This window comes from Metabacillus niabensis, assembly GCF_020524345.1.
Lineage (GTDB): Bacteria > Bacillota > Bacilli > Bacillales > Bacillaceae > Metabacillus > Metabacillus niabensis_B.
The window spans coordinates 155,349-176,544 of the sequence record NZ_JAIVLH010000004.1 but is presented as its reverse complement, the minus strand read 5'-3'; the positions used below and the strand labels follow the sequence as shown (position 1 = coordinate 176,544).

Annotated in this window: 26 protein-coding genes, 1 pseudogene and 1 riboswitch; of the genes and pseudogenes, 6 read left to right on the top strand and 21 right to left on the bottom strand. The window is 35.9% G+C overall.

The window, feature by feature from the left end:
- The first annotated feature begins 108 nt into the window (after positions 1-108).
- Complete coding sequence (locus LC095_RS07115; protein WP_026560055.1) at positions 109-222, top strand: hypothetical protein; 114 nt, start codon at positions 109-111, stop codon at positions 220-222.
- A 76-nt stretch (positions 223-298) separates the two neighbouring features.
- Here the strand turns inward: LC095_RS07115 and LC095_RS07110 are convergent, their stop codons facing one another.
- The 7 genes from LC095_RS07110 to LC095_RS07080 form a co-directional block, all read right to left on the bottom strand.
- Complete coding sequence (locus LC095_RS07110; RefSeq protein WP_226527504.1) at positions 299-1,351, bottom strand: LLM class flavin-dependent oxidoreductase; 1,053 nt, start codon at positions 1,349-1,351, stop codon at positions 299-301.
- Between the two features lie 140 nt (positions 1,352-1,491).
- Positions 1,492-1,929 (bottom strand): SRPBCC family protein, encoded by a 438-nt coding sequence (locus tag LC095_RS07105; RefSeq protein WP_226527503.1) that lies wholly within the window; start codon positions 1,927-1,929, stop codon positions 1,492-1,494.
- A gap of 23 nt (positions 1,930-1,952) precedes the next feature.
- Positions 1,953-2,735 carry an SRPBCC domain-containing protein gene (locus tag LC095_RS07100; protein WP_226527502.1) on the bottom strand — a complete coding sequence of 261 codons (783 nt, stop codon included), beginning with the start codon at positions 2,733-2,735 and terminating at the stop codon, positions 1,953-1,955.
- A 163-nt stretch (positions 2,736-2,898) separates the two neighbouring features.
- Positions 2,899-4,107, bottom strand: a complete 1,209-nt coding sequence (locus LC095_RS07095) for a sugar efflux transporter (RefSeq protein WP_226527501.1) — start codon at positions 4,105-4,107, stop codon at positions 2,899-2,901.
- A gap of 228 nt (positions 4,108-4,335) precedes the next feature.
- Positions 4,336-4,998, bottom strand: coding sequence for a DUF421 domain-containing protein (locus LC095_RS07090; protein WP_226527500.1), 663 nt, complete (start codon positions 4,996-4,998; stop codon positions 4,336-4,338).
- 176 nt (positions 4,999-5,174) lie between these two features.
- Positions 5,175-6,176 carry an LLM class flavin-dependent oxidoreductase gene (locus tag LC095_RS07085; protein ID WP_226527499.1) on the bottom strand — a complete coding sequence of 334 codons (1,002 nt, stop codon included), beginning with the start codon at positions 6,174-6,176 and terminating at the stop codon, positions 5,175-5,177.
- A gap of 167 nt (positions 6,177-6,343) precedes the next feature.
- Entirely contained in the window at positions 6,344-7,543 is a 1,200-nt protein-coding gene (locus tag LC095_RS07080) for a phosphoglycerate dehydrogenase (protein ID WP_226527498.1), read from the bottom strand.
- 132 nt (positions 7,544-7,675) lie between these two features.
- Positions 7,676-7,754: riboswitch (ZMP/ZTP riboswitch) on the bottom strand.
- Positions 7,755-8,173: 419 nt separating this feature from the next.
- Between LC095_RS07080 and LC095_RS07075 the strand changes: the two genes are divergently transcribed.
- On the top strand, positions 8,174-8,902 hold the full coding sequence (locus LC095_RS07075; protein ID WP_226527497.1) for a DsbA family oxidoreductase: 729 nt from the start codon (positions 8,174-8,176) through the stop codon (positions 8,900-8,902).
- A gap of 33 nt (positions 8,903-8,935) precedes the next feature.
- On the opposite strand, the gene LC095_RS07070 is transcribed toward LC095_RS07075, so the two are convergent.
- Both LC095_RS07070 and LC095_RS07065 read right to left on the bottom strand, forming a co-directional pair.
- Entirely contained in the window at positions 8,936-9,394 is a 459-nt protein-coding gene (locus tag LC095_RS07070; RefSeq protein ID WP_226527496.1) for a hypothetical protein, read from the bottom strand.
- 222 nt (positions 9,395-9,616) lie between these two features.
- Positions 9,617-10,723, bottom strand: coding sequence for an HD-GYP domain-containing protein (locus tag LC095_RS07065; RefSeq protein ID WP_226527495.1), 1,107 nt, complete (start codon positions 10,721-10,723; stop codon positions 9,617-9,619).
- Positions 10,724-11,037: 314 nt separating this feature from the next.
- On the opposite strand from LC095_RS07065, the gene LC095_RS07060 reads away from it, so the two are divergent.
- Positions 11,038-11,262: an HPr family phosphocarrier protein gene (locus LC095_RS07060; RefSeq protein ID WP_026560063.1), complete on the top strand. Its 225-nt coding sequence runs from the start codon at positions 11,038-11,040 to the stop codon at positions 11,260-11,262.
- An 80-nt stretch (positions 11,263-11,342) separates the two neighbouring features.
- Here LC095_RS07060 and LC095_RS07055 read toward each other — a convergent pair whose 3' ends face one another.
- The 5 genes and pseudogenes from LC095_RS07055 to LC095_RS07035 form a co-directional block, all read right to left on the bottom strand.
- Positions 11,343-11,492 carry a hypothetical protein gene (locus tag LC095_RS07055; RefSeq protein ID WP_226527494.1) on the bottom strand — a complete coding sequence of 50 codons (150 nt, stop codon included), beginning with the start codon at positions 11,490-11,492 and terminating at the stop codon, positions 11,343-11,345.
- Positions 11,493-11,571: 79 nt separating this feature from the next.
- A pseudogene (locus tag LC095_RS07050) lies at positions 11,572-12,434 on the bottom strand (manganese catalase family protein).
- Positions 12,435-12,575: 141 nt separating this feature from the next.
- Positions 12,576-12,788: a YozQ family protein gene (locus LC095_RS07045; RefSeq protein WP_226527493.1), complete on the bottom strand. Its 213-nt coding sequence runs from the start codon at positions 12,786-12,788 to the stop codon at positions 12,576-12,578.
- A 116-nt stretch (positions 12,789-12,904) separates the two neighbouring features.
- Positions 12,905-13,198, bottom strand: a complete 294-nt coding sequence (locus tag LC095_RS07040; protein ID WP_226527492.1) for a spore coat protein — start codon at positions 13,196-13,198, stop codon at positions 12,905-12,907.
- 19 nt (positions 13,199-13,217) lie between these two features.
- Complete coding sequence (locus tag LC095_RS07035; RefSeq protein WP_078431131.1) at positions 13,218-13,421, bottom strand: hypothetical protein; 204 nt, start codon at positions 13,419-13,421, stop codon at positions 13,218-13,220.
- A 142-nt stretch (positions 13,422-13,563) separates the two neighbouring features.
- On the opposite strand from LC095_RS07035, the gene LC095_RS07030 reads away from it, so the two are divergent.
- Positions 13,564-14,007, top strand: coding sequence for a DUF2512 family protein (locus tag LC095_RS07030; protein ID WP_226527491.1), 444 nt, complete (start codon positions 13,564-13,566; stop codon positions 14,005-14,007).
- A gap of 34 nt (positions 14,008-14,041) precedes the next feature.
- Here LC095_RS07030 and LC095_RS07025 read toward each other — a convergent pair whose 3' ends face one another.
- Positions 14,042-14,236, bottom strand: coding sequence for a spore germination protein (locus tag LC095_RS07025; protein ID WP_226527490.1), 195 nt, complete (start codon positions 14,234-14,236; stop codon positions 14,042-14,044).
- A gap of 310 nt (positions 14,237-14,546) precedes the next feature.
- Between LC095_RS07025 and cyoE the strand changes: the two genes are divergently transcribed.
- Positions 14,547-15,458 (top strand): heme o synthase, encoded by a 912-nt coding sequence (gene cyoE, locus LC095_RS07020; RefSeq protein ID WP_226527489.1) that lies wholly within the window; start codon positions 14,547-14,549, stop codon positions 15,456-15,458.
- Between the two features lie 100 nt (positions 15,459-15,558).
- Here cyoE and LC095_RS07015 read toward each other — a convergent pair whose 3' ends face one another.
- The 5 genes from LC095_RS07015 to LC095_RS06995 all read right to left on the bottom strand — a co-directional run bounded on the left by LC095_RS07015 (position 15,559) and on the right by LC095_RS06995 (position 18,468).
- Positions 15,559-16,125 (bottom strand): histidine phosphatase family protein, encoded by a 567-nt coding sequence (locus LC095_RS07015; protein ID WP_226527488.1) that lies wholly within the window; start codon positions 16,123-16,125, stop codon positions 15,559-15,561.
- A gap of 119 nt (positions 16,126-16,244) precedes the next feature.
- Complete coding sequence (locus LC095_RS07010) at positions 16,245-16,658, bottom strand: GNAT family N-acetyltransferase (protein WP_226527487.1); 414 nt, start codon at positions 16,656-16,658, stop codon at positions 16,245-16,247.
- 144 nt (positions 16,659-16,802) lie between these two features.
- Positions 16,803-17,000 carry a hypothetical protein gene (locus tag LC095_RS07005; protein WP_226527486.1) on the bottom strand — a complete coding sequence of 66 codons (198 nt, stop codon included), beginning with the start codon at positions 16,998-17,000 and terminating at the stop codon, positions 16,803-16,805.
- A gap of 98 nt (positions 17,001-17,098) precedes the next feature.
- Positions 17,099-17,923, bottom strand: a complete 825-nt coding sequence (locus LC095_RS07000; protein ID WP_226527485.1) for a sugar phosphate isomerase/epimerase family protein — start codon at positions 17,921-17,923, stop codon at positions 17,099-17,101.
- Positions 17,924-18,018: 95 nt separating this feature from the next.
- Positions 18,019-18,468, bottom strand: a complete 450-nt coding sequence (locus LC095_RS06995) for a hypothetical protein (protein ID WP_226527484.1) — start codon at positions 18,466-18,468, stop codon at positions 18,019-18,021.
- Between the two features lie 233 nt (positions 18,469-18,701).
- Between LC095_RS06995 and LC095_RS06990 the strand changes: the two genes are divergently transcribed.
- Positions 18,702-19,541 (top strand): DUF2935 domain-containing protein, encoded by an 840-nt coding sequence (locus tag LC095_RS06990; protein ID WP_226527483.1) that lies wholly within the window; start codon positions 18,702-18,704, stop codon positions 19,539-19,541.
- Positions 19,542-19,608: 67 nt separating this feature from the next.
- Here LC095_RS06990 and gntK read toward each other — a convergent pair whose 3' ends face one another.
- Positions 19,609-21,150, bottom strand: coding sequence for a gluconokinase (gene gntK / locus LC095_RS06985; RefSeq protein ID WP_226527599.1), 1,542 nt, complete (start codon positions 21,148-21,150; stop codon positions 19,609-19,611).
- Positions 21,151-21,196: the final 46 nt, after the last annotated feature.

Sequence of the window (21,196 nt, the reverse complement as noted above, 5' to 3'; positions counted from 1 at the left end):
AACAACACCAAACGAAAACACGATCTCAACTGTATATTCTTTTTGAAAATTATCATAATAAGGAATGCAAACAAAACATTATGTAGTCGAAAAGGCGGTGTATGAACAATGAAAAAAGGTCTGCAAAATTCTAGTCTTGAGCAACAAAGAAATGATCATGAAACAGAATCAGCTTTTAAAAATGAGGGTGCAAAACAAAAAAATAAAGGTTCAAAAAAATAAAATTCAGATCAGTTTAAATCTCCAATACAAAAAAAGCACTCGGTTGACGAAGTGCTTTTTTAATTATTCGTTTACTTCAACCCACTTGATTCTCCCATGCCGCTACTTCCTCACGAACTCTTGGTGCAACTTCTTTTCCTAATAATTCAATCGCTCTCATGACATCTTCATGTGGCATTGACCCCACTGGAACATGGAGCATAAATCGTGTAATACCTACGTTTTTGCGAAGGTGGATAATTTTCTCTGCAACAGTATTCGGATCTCCAACATATAGAGCGCCATCAAAGCTTCGTGCTGCATCAAAGCTTTTCCTGTCATAATGACCCCATCCACGTTCTTTCCCAAGCTGATTCATCACTTGTTGTGTAGAAGGGAAAAATTTATCTGCTGCTTTTTCAGTTGTTTCGGCAATAAAACCGTGTGAATGGGATGCAACAGTTAGTTTTGAGATGTCATGCCCCGCATGAGCAACTGCTTTTTTATATAACTGAACCAATGGTTCAAACTGGATCGGACTTCCTCCGATAATAGCCAATACTAATGGTAAGCCAAGAATACCTGCCCGGACTACCGATTCAGAATTTCCTCCACTCCCTATCCATACTGGAAGCGGATCTTGAACTGGTCTTGGATATACACCTCTGTTTTGAATAGCCGGCCGGTGGCCACCTCTCCATGTTACTTTCTCAGAGTCTCTTATTTTAAGTAACAGTTCGAGTTTTTCTTCAAATAATTCATCATAGTCTTTTAAGTCGTAGCCAAACAAAGGGAAAGATTCAATGAATGAACCTCTTCCTGCCATAATTTCTGCTCGTCCATTCGATATCCCATCAAGTGTTGCAAAATCCTGAAACACCCGAACCGGGTCAGCTGACGAAAGCACTGTTACAGCACTTGTTAAGCGAATATTTTTTGTTTGAGGTGCTGCTGCGGCTAAAATGATTGCAGGATTTGAGGCAGCAAAATCTTCACGATGGTGCTCACCAACTCCAAACACATCTAACCCTACCTGATCAGCTAAAATGATTTCCTCCACTACTTCCCGGATTCTCTGTGCATGACTTACAACTTCACCGGATTCTACATCTGGTGTTGTTTCTACAAATGTACTTATGCCTATTTCCATATTATTTTCTCCCTTGTCATTAGCTAGTATGTAAAACAAATAGGTACTTTTAACTACTATATTTTAATATTTTTTTTCATTTCTTTGTAGTAAAACAACTTAAAGGAACATCCTCTCCTAAAAGTGAATGTTCCTATGAGTTATTTTGTTTCGAGTATTCGTTTAATCATCTGTAAGTCTTTATTATTTGCCTTTTTCATCATAGTTGACATAAATGGCGTAAAAAGTTTAGAAAATCCAGTTGGAATTCCCTTATTTCTAAGAATCATCCGTGTTCGTCCCGGATCTTCTTCCTGCCAAGTATACGTAGTTTCCATTGGAAATGGTCCAGTTGCAGTTTTCATGACTAATTTTCTTTGTGGTTCATATTCGATAATTTCGTATACGTATGCGAGTTCCCGTCCCAGGAAATTGGCTTTAAAAGCAATTTGACTTCCTATAGCGAGAGGTTTTGGTGTTTTCCACTCAGCAGCATGAATATTTACATACCATTCAGGAGCATGATCAGGATCTGTTGCATAATTTGAAACGACTTCAATAGGTTGATTAATTACTATTTCAGTTACAACATCCACCATTTTTTGTTCCTCCCCCCCTGTATCTACGCTTTATTTTCTACGTATTTTTTCAATAATGTTCCTAGAAGATATTCCCAACCCTGTTTATGATCCTGCTCCCAATTTTCTTCAATGACTCCTGAAGCAGTATGGGAAAGCTGAAGGACTGTTCCACCATCTTTGTCAATAAGTTTATAGGTGTACGCACTGTTTACGGCTCCTTGCATTCCTAAATGACCTTGAACTCGTATTTCTTCGGGTGCATTGACATAATAAACTGTACCCCAAACAGCTCCTGCATGATCTCCCCATGTTTCCAAAAATTGTCCTCCGGGTACAGGTTCGAATGTAAATTGAGAGGATAGATGTTTAGGAGCTAAGCGGAATTCCCACCAATCTTCAACATTTTCCGTTAGTGCTTTAAATACTTGTTCACGACTACCATCTATAAATATCTCTTGTTCAATATGAAAAGATTTATTTGTTTCCGTCATTTTTTGACCATCTCCTTTTTTCTCTACAACTGATCTAAGATTTATTAAAGAATTTACGGTTGGCTGCATATACTTTCCAACCCATCGGTTATACATTTCTTGTAGTGGGACTGCATTTAAATAATTGAGTTTGTATTTCCCTTTTCGCCTAGTAACAATCAGATTTCCTTCTTCTAAAATCGTCAAATGCTTCATAATGGCATATCGAGTGACTTCAGGAAACGACTCATTAAGTTCACCTGTTGTTTTCGGTGATTGTTTAAGTATATCCAGTATGTTTCTACGGATTGGGTGGCCCAATGCTTTAAAAACATTTGAAAGCATCTCTTCCATTTCACCCCTCCTCAGTTAATTCTTCATTGTTGCTTATGTTACCAAGCGGTCACTCATCTTTCATGTGACCTTATAGTAACATGTTAATGATATTTTGGTCAAGCCTTTAAATGGATAAGCTAAAACACTGTAATAAGTGTTTTAGCACTTTGGTAGAATTAGATTAAACAGATGGAGTTTGGTTTAAGGAGGTTGCTAATTTCTCTTGTGATTTTACCCTCCATAAAATAAGAAGAGAAACACCTAAAATCATGAGACAAACCCAATTAACAATGCGAAAACCGGCATACTGAGCGATCATACCCCCACCCAAGCTTCCAAGCAATCTTCCAATAGTAGATCCGTTCGAATAGATGGTCGCTGACATTCCAGGTGAATTTGGTAGTAGATCAGAGAAATAGCTTAATCCATTTCCCATGATAATTGCCACATACGTTGCCTGTAAAAGCTGAGCTACAATGAGTTGCCATGGATGAGTGGAAAAACTTAAGATGGAGAAATACAAAATACCGATAACACAACCGCTAACCATTAGAGTTTGGTTTGATATTTTTTGTGCAAAGGCCCCTAGCAGAAGCATAATTGGAATCTCAAGTCCCGCACAAATCCCTACTACCAACCCAACATCTCTATGTGTACCTTGCAGAACATTCACAATAAACAACGGTGTATTAATCATGTTACTAGCATTGACCGCAAACAGGAGGATAAACGCAATGAAGGGCATTCTAATCATCTTTTTAACTAAAGGATTTTTCATATTTGAAGGTCTTACTTTATTGATTGAGCGTTTTTGAAGAAACAGAAAAACCAAAGTGGCCACAGTAAGGAAAATAAAGGCTGTTACCATAAAGAGTCCATCATATCCAAAAGCAGATAAAAGAACGGTCCCCCCTAATGGGCCTATAAGAAATCCAAGTGATACAAGAGAACGCAATGTTGACATTGCGAATGTTTTGTCTTCGGATTTACTGGAATTAGCCGATTCCTGTGCATAAGCATAGATTTGCGGCATCGCTGCTGCCCCAATCCCATTAAAGGTCGTCATAACAAGTAACAATACAAGGAAATGGTTGAAAACTAAGTAAGAAGCATAACCTAATGCAGACGATAACATAGCTATAATAATAATCATTTTACGATCCAAACCGCTATCTGAGCGTTTGGCTATAAACGAGTTTACCAGTATACCTCCTAACGATGTTATCGCCATAAAAACACCAAATGCTCCGGCACTAATGCCTACATCTTCTGTTAAATACAAAGATACATATGGTAAAGTAATAGAAATTCCTATACCAACTAACAGCATGCAAATAACGAATAAACGATACCCTTTGATTTCGAAGAGTTTGATCATTCTGGACAACACAATATACGGCCTCCTTCATAACATAAAAATTTTGTATGTATAAGTCTTACCTATTCACTTATTCAATTTAACTATCTTCATTATGGGCCAATTGATAAACTAACTGTTATCTCATTCCTATCAAATCATTGCCTTTTTCTGCTAATCTAAATAGTTAAACTGAAATGAAAAAAGCATGGAAATGACCATAGATTCCATGCTTAAATATCCTATATTCATTTCCATTCATTACATAATTCGTTTCTTAATGATCAACTTTTTTGTCTTCTCATTCACATAAGCATAAAAAATATCTTTTTCTGTTAGGTTTTGCTCTTTTAATTTATTTTTCAACCATTCCTTGGTTTTTCCCAATAATTTTAAATTACGTACCTGGATTCTCCTATCGACAATGACGGAAATCGGTAATCCTTCATCTTCAATTGGTAGGTTCATGTGTCGCACCGTTAATGGTGTATTTTCTGGTTTTGCTATGACACTAATTTCTCCGATCGGCTCCAATATTGCATAATCGATATCGGAAACCTTTGGGAAACCCTGACTTCTTAAGATAGATAATATTTGCGCAATGGATAGTCTTGATTTTTCAATATTGTCCTCCACAAACTCACCATGCTTAATTAAAATGGTAGGTTCACCTAAAAAAAATCGGTTTCCCCATTGCCATAATGTAAGCTTTGAGAATAAGATATGAATCAAAACCAGAATCGCCAGAGCATAAACTGTCGGAAGAAACTCTGTGCTTATAAGAGGTTCTGATGCTACTGTACCAACAATAATGATTGCCACTAAATCATAAGGTGTCATTTGAATAATCGTTGATTTTCCCATTAACCTCATGATCATTATCGTTAGAAGATAGAGAACAAAAATCTTGAGGAGCAATCCCATTCTGTTCACCTCAACCTATTTTTTTCTATTTTCCCCACTTCTTTCCCATTTATGCTGGATTGGAATTACACAATATAAATAATAGTGAAATTCATTATGTCTATTATTCACGAAAAAAACCCTTAAATGTACGGGGTTTGTCCAACATTTAAGGGAAAGATCAATTATGTTCTATTTTATTTTCCATCTACAACTTCTTTTAATATTTCGTAAGATCGTTTTTGTTTTTCCGGATCATAAATGTATGATACTGCCATAATTTCATCAACGTTATATTTTTCTTGGAAACTTGTTAACTGGTCTTTAATTGATTCTTTGGAACCTAATAATGTAACACTTGACATTGAAAGTGACATTTCTTTTTCATGTGGTTGCCAAATCCCCTCCATGCTTTCTACTGGAGGACGTAATGGACTTTGTGTTCCCCTTACGACATTTAAGAAGAATTGCTGCATGGTTGTTTGTTCTCTTCTTGCTTCTTCATCACTTTCAGCCGCAATGACATTTAGGCAAACCATCATATATGGTTTTTCTAGATATTCAGATGGTTGGAAGCGGCTACGGTAAATTGAGATCGCTTCTTCCATATATCGTGGAGCAAAATGGGAAGCAAACACATACGGTAAGCCCAACTTTGCCGCTAAATATGCTGAGTCTGTTGATGAGCCGAGAATATAAATTGGTATATTTGTTCCAACTCCAGGAAATGCCTTCACATATTCTTGTTTTTCGATCGGTCCGAAAAATGTGAGCAATGCATTCACATCGTCAGGAAATGTGTAAACAGAATCGTTCTGTGTACGTCTTAATGCACTTGCCGTCATCATATCAGTACCCGGTGCACGACCAAGTCCAAGGTCCAGACGATTTGGATAGATTGTTGCCATTGTTCCGAATTGCTCGGCCACAACTAATGGTGAATGATTTGGCAGCATAATTCCACCAGATCCCACCCGAATTTTATTTGTATGCTCTAACGTATGTTTCATTAAAATTGAGGTTGCTGAACTTACCAAAGTTGATGTATTATGATGCTCAGCAATCCAATAACGAGAATACCCCATTGCTTCAGTAGCTTGAGCTAAATCAACCATTGAATCAATCGCTTCCTTAGCATCCTGCCCTTGACGAATTGGCACTAAATTTAAGACTGAAACAGGAATTTGTATATTCGACATTTCTACTTTCCTTTCTTCATTAAGTTACGATTCTATAGTAACAAGTTCAACGACAGAAACAAACTTTTATGCTTAGCTTTCACTTCTATTTGCATTCCATTCTTTTAAAAAGAACGAAAAAAGCTGCTGTTCACAAGAACAGCAGCCTTATCCTAATTTCATTAACTTTAAATTAAACGAGTTGTAACAATTCCTTCAATATTTGTAATTTGTGCTTCTAGTTGAGGGATAATATCACCATTTACTTCATTGTCAATGTCAATCATTGTGTATGCATACTCTCCACGGCTTCTATTCACCATGTCTGCGATATTTAAGTTATAACTTGAGATCGCTTGAGTGATTTGACCAACCATGTTTGGAACATTTTTATGGAATGTTGCAACACGACGCTTCCCAGTATATGGTAGTGATGCATTCGGGAAGTTTACAGAGTTTTTAATATTACCAGTTTCTAAAAAGTCCTTTACTTGACGAGCAGCCATAATCGCACAGTTTTCTTCAGATTCTTTCGTAGATGCACCTAAATGTGGAATCGGTACAACATTATTCATTTTCAATACATTTTCATTTGGGAAATCTGTTACATATTTGCCTACTTTTCCACTTTCAAGTGCTTCTTTCATATTCTCTTCATTTACTAACTCACCACGAGAGAAGTTTAAGATGTGTACACCCGTCTTCATAATCGCAAATGTTTCTTCATTGAACATACCTTTAGTATCAGGTGTTAATGGAACGTGAACAGTGATATAATCAGAATTTGCATATAATTGCTCAAGACTCATTGCACGCTGTACTTTACGAGATAAATTCCATGCTGTATCAACAGAGATGAATGGGTCAAAACCTATTACGTCCATATCTAATCCAAGTGCATCGTTTGCCACAAGTGCACCAATTGCACCTAACCCGATTACTCCAAGAGTTTTTCCTTTGATCTCTTTACCAACGAATTGTTTTTTACCTGCTTCAACAAGCTTCGGTATTTGATCTCCTTCAGCTTCCAGTGATTTCGTCCATTGAACACCTGCAAATAAATTACGAGAAGATGCCATTAATGTTGTCAAAACCATTTCTTTTACTGCATTTGCATTCGCACCAGGTGTATTAAATACAACAATTCCTTGATCAGTGCATTTATCAACAGGAATATTATTTACACCTGCACCGGCACGTGCGATAGCTTTTAAATTGTTCGCAAATTCCATAGAGTGCATATTGTAGCTTCGTAAAACAATGGCATCAGGATTTTCGCTATCATTGTCAATTGTGTAGTTGCCTTTACTAAAAACATTTAAACCAACTTCTGCGATATTGTTTAACGTTTTAATTGTTTTTACTTTTTCTAGAGTTGTTGTACTCATTGAAATCTCCTCTTTTCAGGTATTTTTAAAATTTTATGAATATTTTCATTTTAATAAGATAATGGGATTATATCATAATTCGACATAAACGTCCTCCTTATTAAACAGAAAAAGGCAAGGGATTTAATCCCTTACCTTTGCCCAGGCGAACGGCTTCGACACTATGTGCTCCCTCACGGTAATCCGTGTTTCGCCAGTTACACATAGCCTTTTCAATTACCTATATGATACCATATTTTGAATGAACTTCAACCCTAATTTGAAGAATATTCTATCTAAATGCTATTACCGAATTGTTTTGAAAGTTCTTTTAGGTTGTAATAAGAAGTTCGTTCCACTGCGCTCCAGACACAAGATTTGTTTGTGAAGTCTAGTGTCTTCCTCTACATTCCACTATAGGTTTTCTATAATTTTCTGTAGAATATACTTTACGAAGATAGTCTATTAAACTCAAATCCACTAAAAAATAAGACTAAATCATTAGACATTTCCCGGGTAAGCGCAGGAGTTGACTTTTTTCATGGTGTTGTGTCGATTTTTAGAAGGTTGGCGGTGTGTAAGTTCAAGTGTTTGCAACTGGAATGAACAAATTGCTAAAATAGCTTCATTAATAACATAGAGGTGACATTTATGAAAATTGAGATTTGGTCAGATTTTGTTTGTCCATTTTGTTATATAGGAAAACGAAGATTGGAGTTGGCACTTGAGCAATTTCCACATAAAGATCACGTTCAAATTGAGTATAAGAGCTTTGAATTAGACCCTCACGCACCTTCTGATTCAGAGCAAGGTATATATGAAGCACTGGCTGCTAAATATGGCTCAACCGTAGAACAAATGAAACAAATGAATAAAGGACTGATCCAACAGGCTGCTGAACTTGGATTATCTTTTGAATTTGAAGGGATGAAGCCAACAAACACTTTTGATGCCCATCGGTTATCAAAATACGCTAAAACCATTGGAAAAGATAAAGAAATAACAGAAAAGCTATTATCTGCATATTTTACAAAGTCTAAAAATGTTGGAGATAAAAACACATTAGTTGAGGTCGCTATAGAGGCTGGAATTGAAAAAGAAAAAGCGTTGGAAGTTTTATCAAACAAAACATCTTATGAACAAGAAGTACGAAATGATCAAAGCCTGGCAAAGCAATATGGAATTCAAGGTGTACCATTCTTCTTACTTAATCAAAAGTACGCCATCTCTGGTGCACAGTCTCCTGAAACATTTGCAGGTGCACTTCAAAAAGTTTGGGATGAGGAACATCAAAAGCCAATGTTTCAAAACCTAACAGCTTCTGATCAGGATGTATGTACAGATGATGGTTGCATAGTACCGCAAAACACTGAAAAATAACAGACCAATAAAAAGAATGACTAAAACGATAAGTCATTCTTTTTCTATTTTTAAAATCCATTTATAATACCCAACCAAAATAAACAGTAGAATTGGATTAATAATGGCTGAAATGCCTAGATTCCACCACCCATACCGAAAATACCCCCAGGGTGAAGGTGAATTAGCTAACCATTCATAAAATAGTAAAAATAATTCCCAAACGAAAATATACCGCGCAATTTTAAAGAACCCTTTTTTAAAAGGAAACCAGTTAAGAAACATAATATTAACAGGGGGAATTAATGCTGTATATGCAGGAAATGCAAGCCAATCTATTCCTTTTGTTATATACCAATAGCCATGGTATTTTAAGTCGACAAAAATATCGAAAAACAACTGAAAAGCTATAGTAAAGACCCAAATATGGACAATATGGTTTTTCGTCAGTCTCTCATTCGTTTTAAAGGCTAAATAATTAAAAATAATCACTGATAGAAGTAATATAATCAACTGATTACTCCTTCCTGTATGCCATTACCAAGTCTTAAAGAAAGAATCATGAAATCAACGTTACTAACAAAGAATTGAACCATATTATGTCTCCGTTCTAGTTAATAATCTCTCCCTGTATTCTTCTCCTTAATGAAAATCTTTATCCTCGATTTGAAAATTTTGGAAAATAAAAAAATGACTTATAAGCATACTTTTTCAGTAGCTTGATAAGTCATTTCATTACAATAGTGCATCTGCTTCAACAATTTCTAATGTTAAATTTCCCCGTGCTGATAAGTCGACTTCATAAGGTGTTATGCTTTGGCCGGCCTCATCTTTAATAATTCGAATCGTAGGACGGCCTACCGAATGGAAATGATATTTCGTTACTATTCCAAGCCTGCCATCATTTAATTTAACAGTTAATCCTTGTGGATAGATTGCTATACAATTTTTAAACAACTTTAACTGCTTTGTATCGAATTGGGTTCCACTCCCTGAAAATAGTAGTTCCATTCCTTGATGTGGCAGCATTGCCGGCCGATAGACTCTATGACTGGTAACCGCATCAAAAACATCGGCTACACTCAAGATTTTTGCATACGGATGAATTTTGTCACCTTTTATGCCCCTGGGATATCCTCTACCATCGATTCTTTCATGATGCTGCAGGGCACAATGTGCTACAACCAAGGGGATTTCATGTACCTTTCGAAGAATATCAAACCCTAACTGAGAATGTGCCTTCATTTGTTGGTACTCTTCTCCATTAAGTCTTCCTGGTTTATTTAATATTTCAGGTGCCACAAATATTTTCCCTAAATCATGTAATAGAGCACCTAAACCAATTTCCTCTATTTCTTTTGTAGACATTCCATTTTTAATCGCAAGCTGACAGGAATAGATTGTAACATTTAGACTATGTGTATAAACATGACTTTCATGAATCTTTGTTGTTGCAAGCAGATTTAGCACACTTGGTTTTTCGGTTAAGCATGTCATGATATCTCTAAAGATTTTTTGAAAGGTCCGAACTGTTTTTTCTGTTTCGATCATGGCCTGAAATGTAGGCTTTGTTCCATTCAATTCGGCGATTGTTTCTATTCCTTCTGTGATGACATTTGTTGCTTCATTTAACAGTTCTATGGGAATCGACTCAACAATGTCTATCCCTTCAGAGGCTTTATCGTCTATGTAAACTGTATTGATATTTAAGTTTTTCAATCTTTTAATAAAACTATCAGTAAGCTCCGTCCCCTTAGTTAAAAGAATTTTACCCTTTTCACTATATATGGATCTACCTAATTTGATTCCTGATTGGCAATGATCTAATTTAACTAAACGCATTTTCTTTCCCCTGTCTCTTTTATATTTCTTTATTAAGTGACGTAAAAATGCGTTCACATCATTGTGTTGCATTTTTGACCTTTATGTCTATAAAAGGCGGATGCAGAAATTTGTCTCTTACTGTCGATTATAGTCAACTTTCCCTTGAATTTCAATGAAATATACACCCTAAAAGAACCGGGTTTTATTGAAAATATGACAATTGAACCATAATAATGCTTTTGATCGCTGAAAAGTATGTTCAAAAATATCGCGTTATTTATCTTGCAATTTCGAATTATTAAACTATAATTCTAAAAGAGGGAGGTTGATTTATGGTCATTCATTTTAAATTATCCGATAAAGATCAAGTACCAAAGTTAAACAAAATTGCGTCAAAGTATCCTTTCGATATATGGATTCATAGTGAAGATCGAAAGTATGACGCAACTTCTATCCTTTCATTGTATACCCTACCTTTTAAGACAGAGTTAAAACTCGTCGTTGAAGAAGACGTTAACTCTACAGCATTACTTGAGGATATGAAAGCCTTTCGATAATCCTCTATCAGGTGTAACTATTTTACATAAACATTACTTGCTCCCCTTCTCTTTAATATGGTGGAGCAACACTTCTTTTTCTATTTCTGATTAAATTGTCTTTTATCGTCCTGTGTTGAAGTTGAGGATGTCACAGATTCCAATCCATATCCAGTAGAACTTATTTCCAGATGTTCTTCTTTTTTATTTCCGTTTAAATGGACCATATCATCGTATTGATCTTTTCTCATCTTTTATTCTCCTTTCTTAAATAAGTGAACAGCCCGTTAAGGCTGTCCTTCCACATTTACTTTGTTACTGTATGGTGAGTTATTGCATTGGTTCCATTTTGCCTAACCCTTGTTTAACTCTCAACTCTTCAGGATTCGTTCCGTGTAAAGAAGCAGGACCCGGTTGCAGAGATGGTTTCTGCCCCATTGGTTGAGGATGTTGAACATATTGGAAATTAGCTTGTCCATCCAAAGTTGGTCCATTTGCCCAGCTACCGTTGCTGCTATCTTCACCTTCAGAGAAGTTCATAAACGAATAGGACACATCTTGTTTCTCATACTCTTGATTAAAATTACTCGGAACAATGGAACCTTGTGTTTGCTCAATTTCTTCGATTGCAGCCATCCATTGGTTTTGATGCATTGTATCACGGGCAATCAAGAAAGACAGCATATCTCTTACACCAGGGTCTGTTGTCATTTCGTACAATCGACATACTTGTAACCTTCCTTGAGATTCTGCATTTAAATTTGCCCGAAAGTCAGCTAATAAGTTTCCGCTTGCAATCGTATATCGTGCATTCCATGGATAACCTGTACTATCGTTAGGCTGAGCCCCAAGACCATTTACGATAGCATGTTGGGGATTCATCCCACCTAAAACTGCTTCAATAACAGGATCTTTTGCTGCCTCCTGCTGATCTTGAACAGGTGCACCATCTAATAATTGAGCAATCATTGTTGCAAGCATTTCAACATGACCAATTTCTTCTGTACCAATGTCTAGAAGCATATCACGATATTTTCCTTCTGCTCGACAGTTCCATCCTTGAAAAAGATATTGCATCATAACCGATATCTCCCCAAACTGTCCACCAGGACCTCTTGCAATTTCTTGGCATAAACAGGATCTGGTTGGCTTGGTTTTGCTGTATATTGTAATTCTTTAACATGATAAAACATCTAATTTCCCCCTCGATAATTAACTCTCTTACTTTCCTAGTATGAGGAACCTGCCAAATGATATAGTGACCAAATGTCACCATTTAGAGTTCCAGGACAAAAAAAGTTCAGAACGCTACTTGTTCTGAACCTTCAGGTATCTTATTGATTTTTATAGCCCTCTTGCTTTACTTGCATATCTTCACCCTCAACGTTATCAATAACTGCATTGACTTCACCTTCCATATAAGCATCTGACGCTTGCTCATGTGTGGTTGCTAAGCCTGATGATAATGTGCTATTTGATTTGTAATCTTCCACTTCATACGTTTTACCTGCAAGTTGAGATGAATGACTATTATTCGTTTTTTTCATGATCGCACTTCCCTTTTATCTAGAATTGTGAGAATCTTATTTCATTATGTCCATTGTCGATAAAACCATGTATGAAAAGTAATTGAGCGCATTGCTATTTTGAGAATAGCCTTTTGTCAAAATTGATGATCTGGATGTAAGTTGTTTTGCATATATTCCTGCACCTTCTCCATTTGATCTGATGAAGCAAGTTCAGTTTTGTACCAGCCGTTTTGTTCCATTAGTTCAATAAGTCGAAAATGATTGTTTGTTGCTTTTTCAAGACATTGTTGATAGATGTCTCGAAGATCTTTATGTGATGCCTCTAACATCGTACTACTAATGTTCTGACATCTTCCCTTTTCCAACTCCAAACAAAGCTGTATCATCTCCCGATCTGTTAAACCGCGTCCTTCCATATTGTTCGGCATAAACTTGTCCCCTTTTATCTTATTGGATCATTTTTGATTGGTTAAAGTATTGCGATAGAGCGGCAACATTTAATTGATGTTGTTCCGCTAATTGTTCTAACTCATTTTTTAAAGTTTGATCATCACATAATGATGCACACCAGTTCATAGTCTTTCCTAAGATTTCTTCCGCCCTTATTTCATCTTCTATAAAGGAAAGTTCTTTCATTGTGAGCTGTTTCATCTTCCTCACCTCCAAAAATCTCACCCTTTTCTAAACTAGTATTGATTAGTACAAGAGCTTTTATCCAATTGGATATATTTTCTTACATAAGCCTTATTTATAGAGTAAATAGTAAGGATGTAAAAGTGAGGAGGAATAGTAGGTGAACCATATTCAAGCTTTTTTGATAAAAGCAGTCGCTACTTTCTTATTACTAATGATTATTTTAGGTTTATTGTTTCGATATTCAATTGGAGATGTTTTTATCTTAACGTTAATGATCGGAGTTGTATCTTATCTACTTGGGGATCTTATGCTATTGCCAAGAACAACAAACATGACAGCATCTATTTCCGATTTCGCCATTACGATGCTTATTACATGGTTTTACTTAGCAAACATTACCACTTCAACTACAAATGTATTTCTAGCTTCACTCTTTACCGCACTGGTTGTAGCTTTATTTGAAATGTTCTTCCATCGATATCTGATTAACCATACCCTCCAGCATAAAGATGAATTCGAAAGACTTGGTCACTTGCGATACAATACTGAAATATCAGAAGAAATCACACCAGATCGATCTAAAATTAGAGATCAAGAATAAAGAAGAAGGCACCTAAACTGTGCCTTCCATTTGTTTATTTATTATTTGGATCAGAGCAATTTGTTATACTTTTCCCATTAATTACTAGCTGAAAATCTCCTATTCCTCCTCCACCCGAACCAGAAGTTGACGATTCAACATTTTTGGGAGAAATGCAATGCGAATCTCCAAAATTCACCACACCACCATTAACACTTTCTATGGTTACTTTTTTAATAAAACATGGCATTGTTTTAACTCCTTTTCACCTGAGACTTTGTTGTATATTATGTACGGAATGTCCATTGTTGTGGACATGACTACTAATAAAGGAGAAAATGGACTATAAAAGGTATAATAATGAAAAAGGAAACATTTATAGTTCAATCATTTGCCATTGTTTCACTCTATACCCCTGCTCGTTTCCTTGACAATCATACCTCTTAGAATTAATATACCAAGTAGTATATTCATTACGATAATATATCTATTTCATATTTCATAGGTAATAGAACGATCGAGATAGAAAGAAAATGATGTAGATAGAAGGGGAAGAAAAAATGGACCAAGGAGATATACGACAAAGACAGCCTTTGTCAAAAATCTTGGCATTGACGATTAAAACAGGAATAATAAAATCTAACTTGATTCCAATGTTTGCCGGATTAACATTATCACTTTATACCTATCAATACGGGCTTTTAGAAAAATTACCAGATATTATTTTTGCATTGATTGGTTCTATTTTAGTCATTGGGGCTGCTGGTGCTTTTAATAACCTCTATGATCGGGACATTGATGCAATCATGCAAAGAACCAAAAACCGTCCAACTGTTACTGGGGAAATTAACCCTAGAGTGGTTTTATGGCTTGCAATCTTCATGTCTATTTTTGGAATACTGGCACTTTCATTAACAACTATGTTAGCTGCATTCCTGGGATTTCTAGGTTTGTTTTTTTATGTTATCCCCTACACAATGTGGAGTAAAAGGAAAACCGTTTACAATACCGAAATTGGAAGTATTTCAGGTGCAATGCCTCCACTCATAGGGTGGGCAGCTATACATCCTGATATCACACACCCAGCAATACTAGGACTATTCGTCATCTCCATTATTTGGCAAATGCCGCATTTCTATGCGATAGCCATAAGAAAACACGATGAGTATAAGGCAGCTAATGTACCTATGTTGCCAGTTGTAAAAGGGGTTAAGAGAACATATATCCAAACAAATATATACTTAATCATCTTAATTGGAAGTAGTTTTCTTTTTAGCTCTTTAAGCATTGGACTTATGTTAGTTGCCCTTCTTTTAAGTGTAATTTGGCTTTTAATAAGTATTTACGGTTATAAAAGAATGGATTCAGAGAAATGGGCAAAATCACTGTTTATTTATTCTTTAATACACATGACCATACTCTTTTCAACCGTTATTATCTATTCTCTTATGGGCATTATCTTTGATCTATAAGAAAATGGGTAAACATAATCTCCATTTGAAAACGAGCGGTGCACATGATCAACGCCGCTCTTTAACACAATTTTTATGTGTAATTGAATACAAGTTTCCTTCATTGTAATGTATAACTTGAAACACTCCAATGCTTCGAGTTTTTTATTTTCTTACCTTCCCACCCTCTAGCAAGAAGCTCTTTTGCGATTAACATATTAAAAAATCCGTGACCAACGATAACAACTGAGTGATATCTTTCAGCATATTCAATAAGTTGATTCGCTGCTTGTTTTGATCTGAGCTTTGCATGCTTATATGATTCACAGTTGCTCGAATAACCACTAAACCACAAACATCTAAATAAGACAGACCACATCTGCGGGGACACTTTTATATTCAGTAATCTTGTAGAAGGTATTGGCATATCTACTTCCCGAAATAATGGATCTGTTATCATATATGGATTATTTCGCAGTAGTCGAGCTGAGTCTATCGATCTTTTTAAATCACTTGTAATAAAAACTTTAGCATGAGCTACCTTCTGTTGCGTAGTATGAGGAAAATCTTTTTCCTCAATAACTCCATTTGAATTATAATCATTAACCCATTCCTTAAATTCTTCACAAGTTTTCCGTTGGTTGTCATTCAATAATGACCTACCGTGTCTAATCAACGAGATTTCCATTCTTTTTTCACCCTTATTTTACAAAAAACTATTTTCTTTTATTTTATCACTAGTCATTAGTACTTGGTACTAATTTTGATAAAAATAAAAGCTCAGTGTTTTTGTCATCACTGAGCTTTCTATAGAATTAGAGACATTCCCGGTGCATCTTGTTCTCTTTCCTCAAAACCTAATTTTTTATAAAAATGTTGTTTGCCCTTCGCCGAAAAAAGTTGAATCGATTGGATACCTGACTCTTTGCATTTTTTTAGAAGCTGTTCAATAATTTGTTTGCCAAGTCCTTGATTTTGATAGGTTGGATCTACCATTACATCACAGATGAGTGCCTGATACACACCATCTGAAATCATTCTTCCAAACGCAATTAATTGGTCTTGATCATAAATCGATATATGAAACCAGCTGTTCTCTGCAGCTTGGTACAGTTGTTCACGTGTATAGGTTCCTTTTTTATTTTTTATTAATCCACTCGCTTCATGTAGCTGAACAAATTGTTCAAAAGAAGGAAGTACATTTGAATACGTATAGTTCATTCTTTTCACCTTCTATATAAATCATGTATTTCTATGTATCTATACATATATTTATACAGTAAGTTGAATAAAAATTCAATTATATTTTCTACATTTTTTAAATGGAATTTAAAAAAGACGAGTTTCCCCGTCTAATTTGCTCCATTATTTGTCGTCTCTATCCTCTTCACGATCTTCATCTGGTCTTCTACCCCAAAGAAGTCCCCATGGATCTCTTCTTCTTTCATGATGATGATGGTCCTCATCGTGATCATGTTTTTTTTCTGTAATAATTTTCACTTCTTTTGCATGAATAACTAAATTGTCGACTTTAATGACTTGTTCTTTTTTAGGCTTTGACATAATTCCTCTCCCCCATTCTCTTTAAATCGTTACATTTTATTCAAATCCGAAAAAAGGGTATAGGCAGTCGCCGCTTTTCTTTGTATTAAACCATTTCTTTATTCACAATAATCACTAGCCACCTTTTTCACTTGTTGAATACCGTCCCAAAGACTTCCAGGACCATCATAAACTAACGTAATCGGGCCATTATACCCGTGAGCCTCTATAATATCTAACGAATGGCGAAACTCTTCTTCATCAATGATGCCGTTTTGGTCATAATTTGCCTTTGCATGTACCGATTCCGCATATGGCATTAAATGCTTAATGGATTCATATTTAACATCCCTGTTAAAATTCCCAAAATCAACTGTGAGCCCTATTTCATTATTCGTTAGTAATTCAATACAGTTTTCCTTTGTTGAAGAAAGCGGTTTAAAATTTTCGGTCACAACACGGACATGTTTTGGAATAGCATATTCGGCCAATTCTTTTAAGCTTTCCTTCGATCGATTTAATGCTTGTATATCTGTAGGAGACGCTTCCCCAGCAACAACACGTATACTTTTAGCACCCACAATTGAAGCAATATCAATCCACTTTTTTATATATTCGGTATCAGCTTTTCGTCTATTATCATTAGGCGAACTCATATCCCCATAATCGACTAGTAAACAATGAAAATTTAACTCTGCTTTTTCAAATGAATGTTTTAGCTGTAACAAATAGTCATTTTCCAAAGATGGAAAATGAAAATGACATACTTCCAGTGACTTAAATTGTTGATTAGCCAAAATCGAGGGTAATTCAAGTAATGTTGTATTTTCCGGTTGCTGTTCGATTTTCGTTTTTTGAGTTCCTTCATTTTCATCCCAATACGTCCATCTTAACGGTCCCAGTTCACGATGAAGACTCCACGTTGTTAGTGACAAATGTGGCATAGTTTAACTCCTCCTAATGGTTTTCTCACTTATAAATTCACCGTGAGAGTGCTGTCTTCCTGCTGTTTAGACAATCCGTTTAGAGGAGTCTTTCATTATTTTGCAGGACCTCGATAAATATATTTTTCATAAACCACTTGGAATCCGTACATCACGATTGATTTCACTAAAAATAATAGGGAAAGTTGAAACTTTGTTAATCGTACAAGTGTCACATACCCAATTTTCTTTAACCAATCTATTGTAAAATATGTAAAAAAAGCGTCAACTACAAGATTAATTAACATGTATAGCGTAAACTTACCAAAGGTATATTTGAGGATCCAAAGTGATCCAACGAAAAATGGTCCAAAAATTAAAGGAAGCTCACCTATTACGTTCGGTTTTACGGAAATTGGGAACCACCACCACTTTTTCTTTTCAGCTAAATAGCCTTCTGCCGTAACATAAAAACTTATAAAAAGCACAGCAGGAAGAAATCTTTTAAATACTTTTGCAGGTAAGAGCGGAACAGATACCCAAGGCAGGAGAGTTATTAAAATCATAAAGAGCTTTACGTTCCTCATTTTTCCAGACATCCTTTTTATTTTTCTCTTAAATCTATCTTTCCAATTTTGGATCATATTATGTGGAGCTTCAGTATAAATTAACTAACTATATCAAGTATTCATTTCTGTCCCTCCTTCATCATAAATATAGAAACAATGACTGTTAACACAATCTTTCATTTTTACATTTAAAGATTCATAAAAAAGGCTAGATATAAAGGTGGGGTAAGATGACATCCAATATGATACCCGTTTGGGATGAACATTTATTTTGGCTGGAGGTTTTGCAAGATCATGCTTATTTTGTGAGGGATCATCTTTCTGTAAGTGAGGCTGAATATGTAAATACAGCACAGCAATATATCCATTTATTTGGTGAACTCCTATCCTTGTTACATTCGATTCCAAGAACAGCTCAATATCATGATGAAGCGATGATTCACTTTGCTAAAAGAGCTTGGCCTGTTGCAAAAGGGTATTACGAATTTGAAGGGAAGCTGCAATCACTTCGTATTGATAATAAAGTAAATTTAAATCTGTCTCCCACATATTTAAATGGAACACTTGGTGAAAATCAGGAGTACCTGCGAATCTTAACGTTTCTAGCACAAGGGAAAAAACCTGTACCTCTACCCTTAGTAGATTTAATGGACTTATGGCTTGAGGATCAATTAGGACATGTCGTTCTTTTCGAAAACATACTTGATCCAATAGAATTGATGGTAACTAGGCAAGCTGAACTCTATAAAAGCCGTTATCAGGCATTTATTATTCAAAATCATCATTTAAAAGGTTATTTACGATTTAAAAAACCTAATTTTGCGAGACAAAAAGAATTTGCTAATGATGTAGGAATAACAACAATTGAAATGAGCAAGTTTATTAATAGTATGATTTTGAAATATAAAGAAAACAAGTTACTTAATAAATCGACTCTTCGTTTCCTTGAACATCATTTTCCCGAAACATGCTATTTTATTAAAAAGTTAAGCTATTACGCTCCAGGTTTACATGAAGAAGCAAGGAAGTGTTCCCTGAAAAGACCATCATATTCGAACGAATCTTTTTAAAGAGATCACTAAAAAACGTCGAGTAGCCATTGACTCGACGTTTTCATGTTATGGCTCGTTAAGTTAATTAAAGAAATTTCTGTTGAAATGCACTAATCGCACTATATTCATTTTCTAAAAGTCTTGGAAGACGAATAAATATTGGCATAAGTTCACGGTAGGCAGCTGTTGCCTCTTTATTTGGTGTATGAGAATGGATAGAGCCGACCATTTTTTCGACTTCACTTAATGAGTCAATTTCTCCTAAGCCGTACATGCCCAGAACAATTGCCCCTAAACATGAGCTTTCAAAACTTTCAGGAATGGTTACTTCTTGATCAAATACATCTGCAAGCATTTGTCTCCAAAGCTCTGATCTTGCAAATCCTCCCGTTGCTTGTACGCGTGTTGGCGTTCCAATCAGTTCTTCAAGTGCGAGCAGCACACTATATAAATTCAGCATAACTCCTTCCAGAACTGCACGAATCATATGTTCTTTTTTATGGTGCATTCCTAAGCCGAAGAACGAGCCTCTTGCATTTGCATTCCATAATGGAGCCCTTTCACCTGCCAAATATGGATGAAATAATAATCCATTCGATCCTGGTGGAACTTTCGAAGCTATTTTTGTTAACACCTCATATGGATCAATTCCTAAACGTTTAGCCGTTTCCACTTCGGCATTTGCTAATTCATCACGTACCCAGCGGAAAATCATTCCACCATTATTAACTGGTCCACCAATCACCCAATGTTTTTCCGTTAAGGCATAACAAAAAATACGGCCCTTTGGATCTGTCACCGGACGGTCTGTGACAGCCCGAATCGCACCACTTGTCCCTATCGTCACGGCCACAACCCCAGGTTCAATAGCATTCACCCCAAGGTTGGAAAGTACACCATCACTTGCCCCAACGATGAAAGGGATATCTTCAGGAAGTCCGGTTATTCTTGCAAATTCCGGTGACAAGCCTTTTAGACTCTCAGTCGTGCTAACAGGCTTTGATAGTTGATCTTTACTCACACCAGCAATCTCAAGTGCCTCATCATCCCAATCTAAGTTTTCCAAATGGAACATCCCTGTTGCTGAAGCAATTGAATAATCGATCACGTATTCACCGAATAAACGATAAAAAACATATTCCTTAATAGAAATAAATTTATTCTTAGGCTGAAGTAATTCTGGATGTTCATTTTTCAACCATAATAACTTAACCATTGGAGACATCGGATGAATGGGAGTCCCTGTACGTAAATAAATATCATGGCCATTAAATTCATTTTTTAATTTTTCCGCATAATTGGCACTTCTGTTATCAGCCCATGTAATAGAAGGAGTTATCGGCATTCCTTTATCGTCCATGACAATTAAACTGTGCATAGCTGAACTAAAGGATACAAATTGAACATCACGTCCAGTAATGTTTGCCTCTAGTAAACTATTCTTCATAACCGTTAAAACGGCTTGGAAAATTTCCTCCGGATCCTGTACTGCCGTTACAGGAGTTGGTGTATGAAGTGGGTACTCCACACCATAGCGGCTGATTGCTTTCCCTTCTTTATTAAAAATTACAGCTTTTGTGCTCGTTGTTCCTATGTCTACACCCATCATGTACTTGCTCATCAATATTCCTCCTAAATGTGAGAAAAGGGAAAACCATTACAGGTTGTCCCCT

Coding starts and splice junctions, on each gene's coding strand:
- LC095_RS06990 (WP_226527483.1), top strand. CDS start 18,702: ATGACATCCAATATGATACCCGTTTGGGATGAACATTTATTTTGGCTG.
- LC095_RS07115 (WP_026560055.1), top strand. CDS start 109: ATGAAAAAAGGTCTGCAAAATTCTAGTCTTGAGCAACAAAGAAATGAT.
- LC095_RS07040 (WP_226527492.1), bottom strand. CDS start 13,198: ATGCCGAACAATATGGAAGGACGCGGTTTAACAGATCGGGAGATGATA.
- LC095_RS07005 (WP_226527486.1), bottom strand. CDS start 17,000: ATGTCAAAGCCTAAAAAAGAACAAGTCATTAAAGTCGACAATTTAGTT.
- LC095_RS07010 (WP_226527487.1), bottom strand. CDS start 16,658: ATGAACTATACGTATTCAAATGTACTTCCTTCTTTTGAACAATTTGTT.
- LC095_RS07080 (WP_226527498.1), bottom strand. CDS start 7,543: ATGAGTACAACAACTCTAGAAAAAGTAAAAACAATTAAAACGTTAAAC.
- LC095_RS07085 (WP_226527499.1), bottom strand. CDS start 6,176: ATGTCGAATATACAAATTCCTGTTTCAGTCTTAAATTTAGTGCCAATT.
- LC095_RS07035 (WP_078431131.1), bottom strand. CDS start 13,421: ATGAAACAGCTCACAATGAAAGAACTTTCCTTTATAGAAGATGAAATA.
- LC095_RS07110 (WP_226527504.1), bottom strand. CDS start 1,351: ATGGAAATAGGCATAAGTACATTTGTAGAAACAACACCAGATGTAGAA.
- LC095_RS07000 (WP_226527485.1), bottom strand. CDS start 17,923: ATGCCACATTTGTCACTAACAACGTGGAGTCTTCATCGTGAACTGGGA.
- LC095_RS07025 (WP_226527490.1), bottom strand. CDS start 14,236: ATGCCATGTTTTATTAAAAAAGTAACCATAGAAAGTGTTAATGGTGGT.
- LC095_RS07090 (WP_226527500.1), bottom strand. CDS start 4,998: ATGGGATTGCTCCTCAAGATTTTTGTTCTCTATCTTCTAACGATAATG.
- LC095_RS07105 (WP_226527503.1), bottom strand. CDS start 1,929: ATGGTGGATGTTGTAACTGAAATAGTAATTAATCAACCTATTGAAGTC.
- LC095_RS07065 (WP_226527495.1), bottom strand. CDS start 10,723: ATGCGTTTAGTTAAATTAGATCATTGCCAATCAGGAATCAAATTAGGT.
- cyoE (WP_226527489.1), top strand. CDS start 14,547: ATGGACCAAGGAGATATACGACAAAGACAGCCTTTGTCAAAAATCTTG.
- LC095_RS07055 (WP_226527494.1), bottom strand. CDS start 11,492: ATGAGAAAAGATCAATACGATGATATGGTCCATTTAAACGGAAATAAA.
- LC095_RS07045 (WP_226527493.1), bottom strand. CDS start 12,788: ATGAAAAAAACGAATAATAGTCATTCATCTCAACTTGCAGGTAAAACG.
- LC095_RS07075 (WP_226527497.1), top strand. CDS start 8,174: ATGAAAATTGAGATTTGGTCAGATTTTGTTTGTCCATTTTGTTATATA.
- LC095_RS07015 (WP_226527488.1), bottom strand. CDS start 16,125: ATGGAAATCTCGTTGATTAGACACGGTAGGTCATTATTGAATGACAAC.
- LC095_RS07060 (WP_026560063.1), top strand. CDS start 11,038: ATGGTCATTCATTTTAAATTATCCGATAAAGATCAAGTACCAAAGTTA.
- LC095_RS06995 (WP_226527484.1), bottom strand. CDS start 18,468: ATGATTTTAATAACTCTCCTGCCTTGGGTATCTGTTCCGCTCTTACCT.
- LC095_RS07100 (WP_226527502.1), bottom strand. CDS start 2,735: ATGGAAGAGATGCTTTCAAATGTTTTTAAAGCATTGGGCCACCCAATC.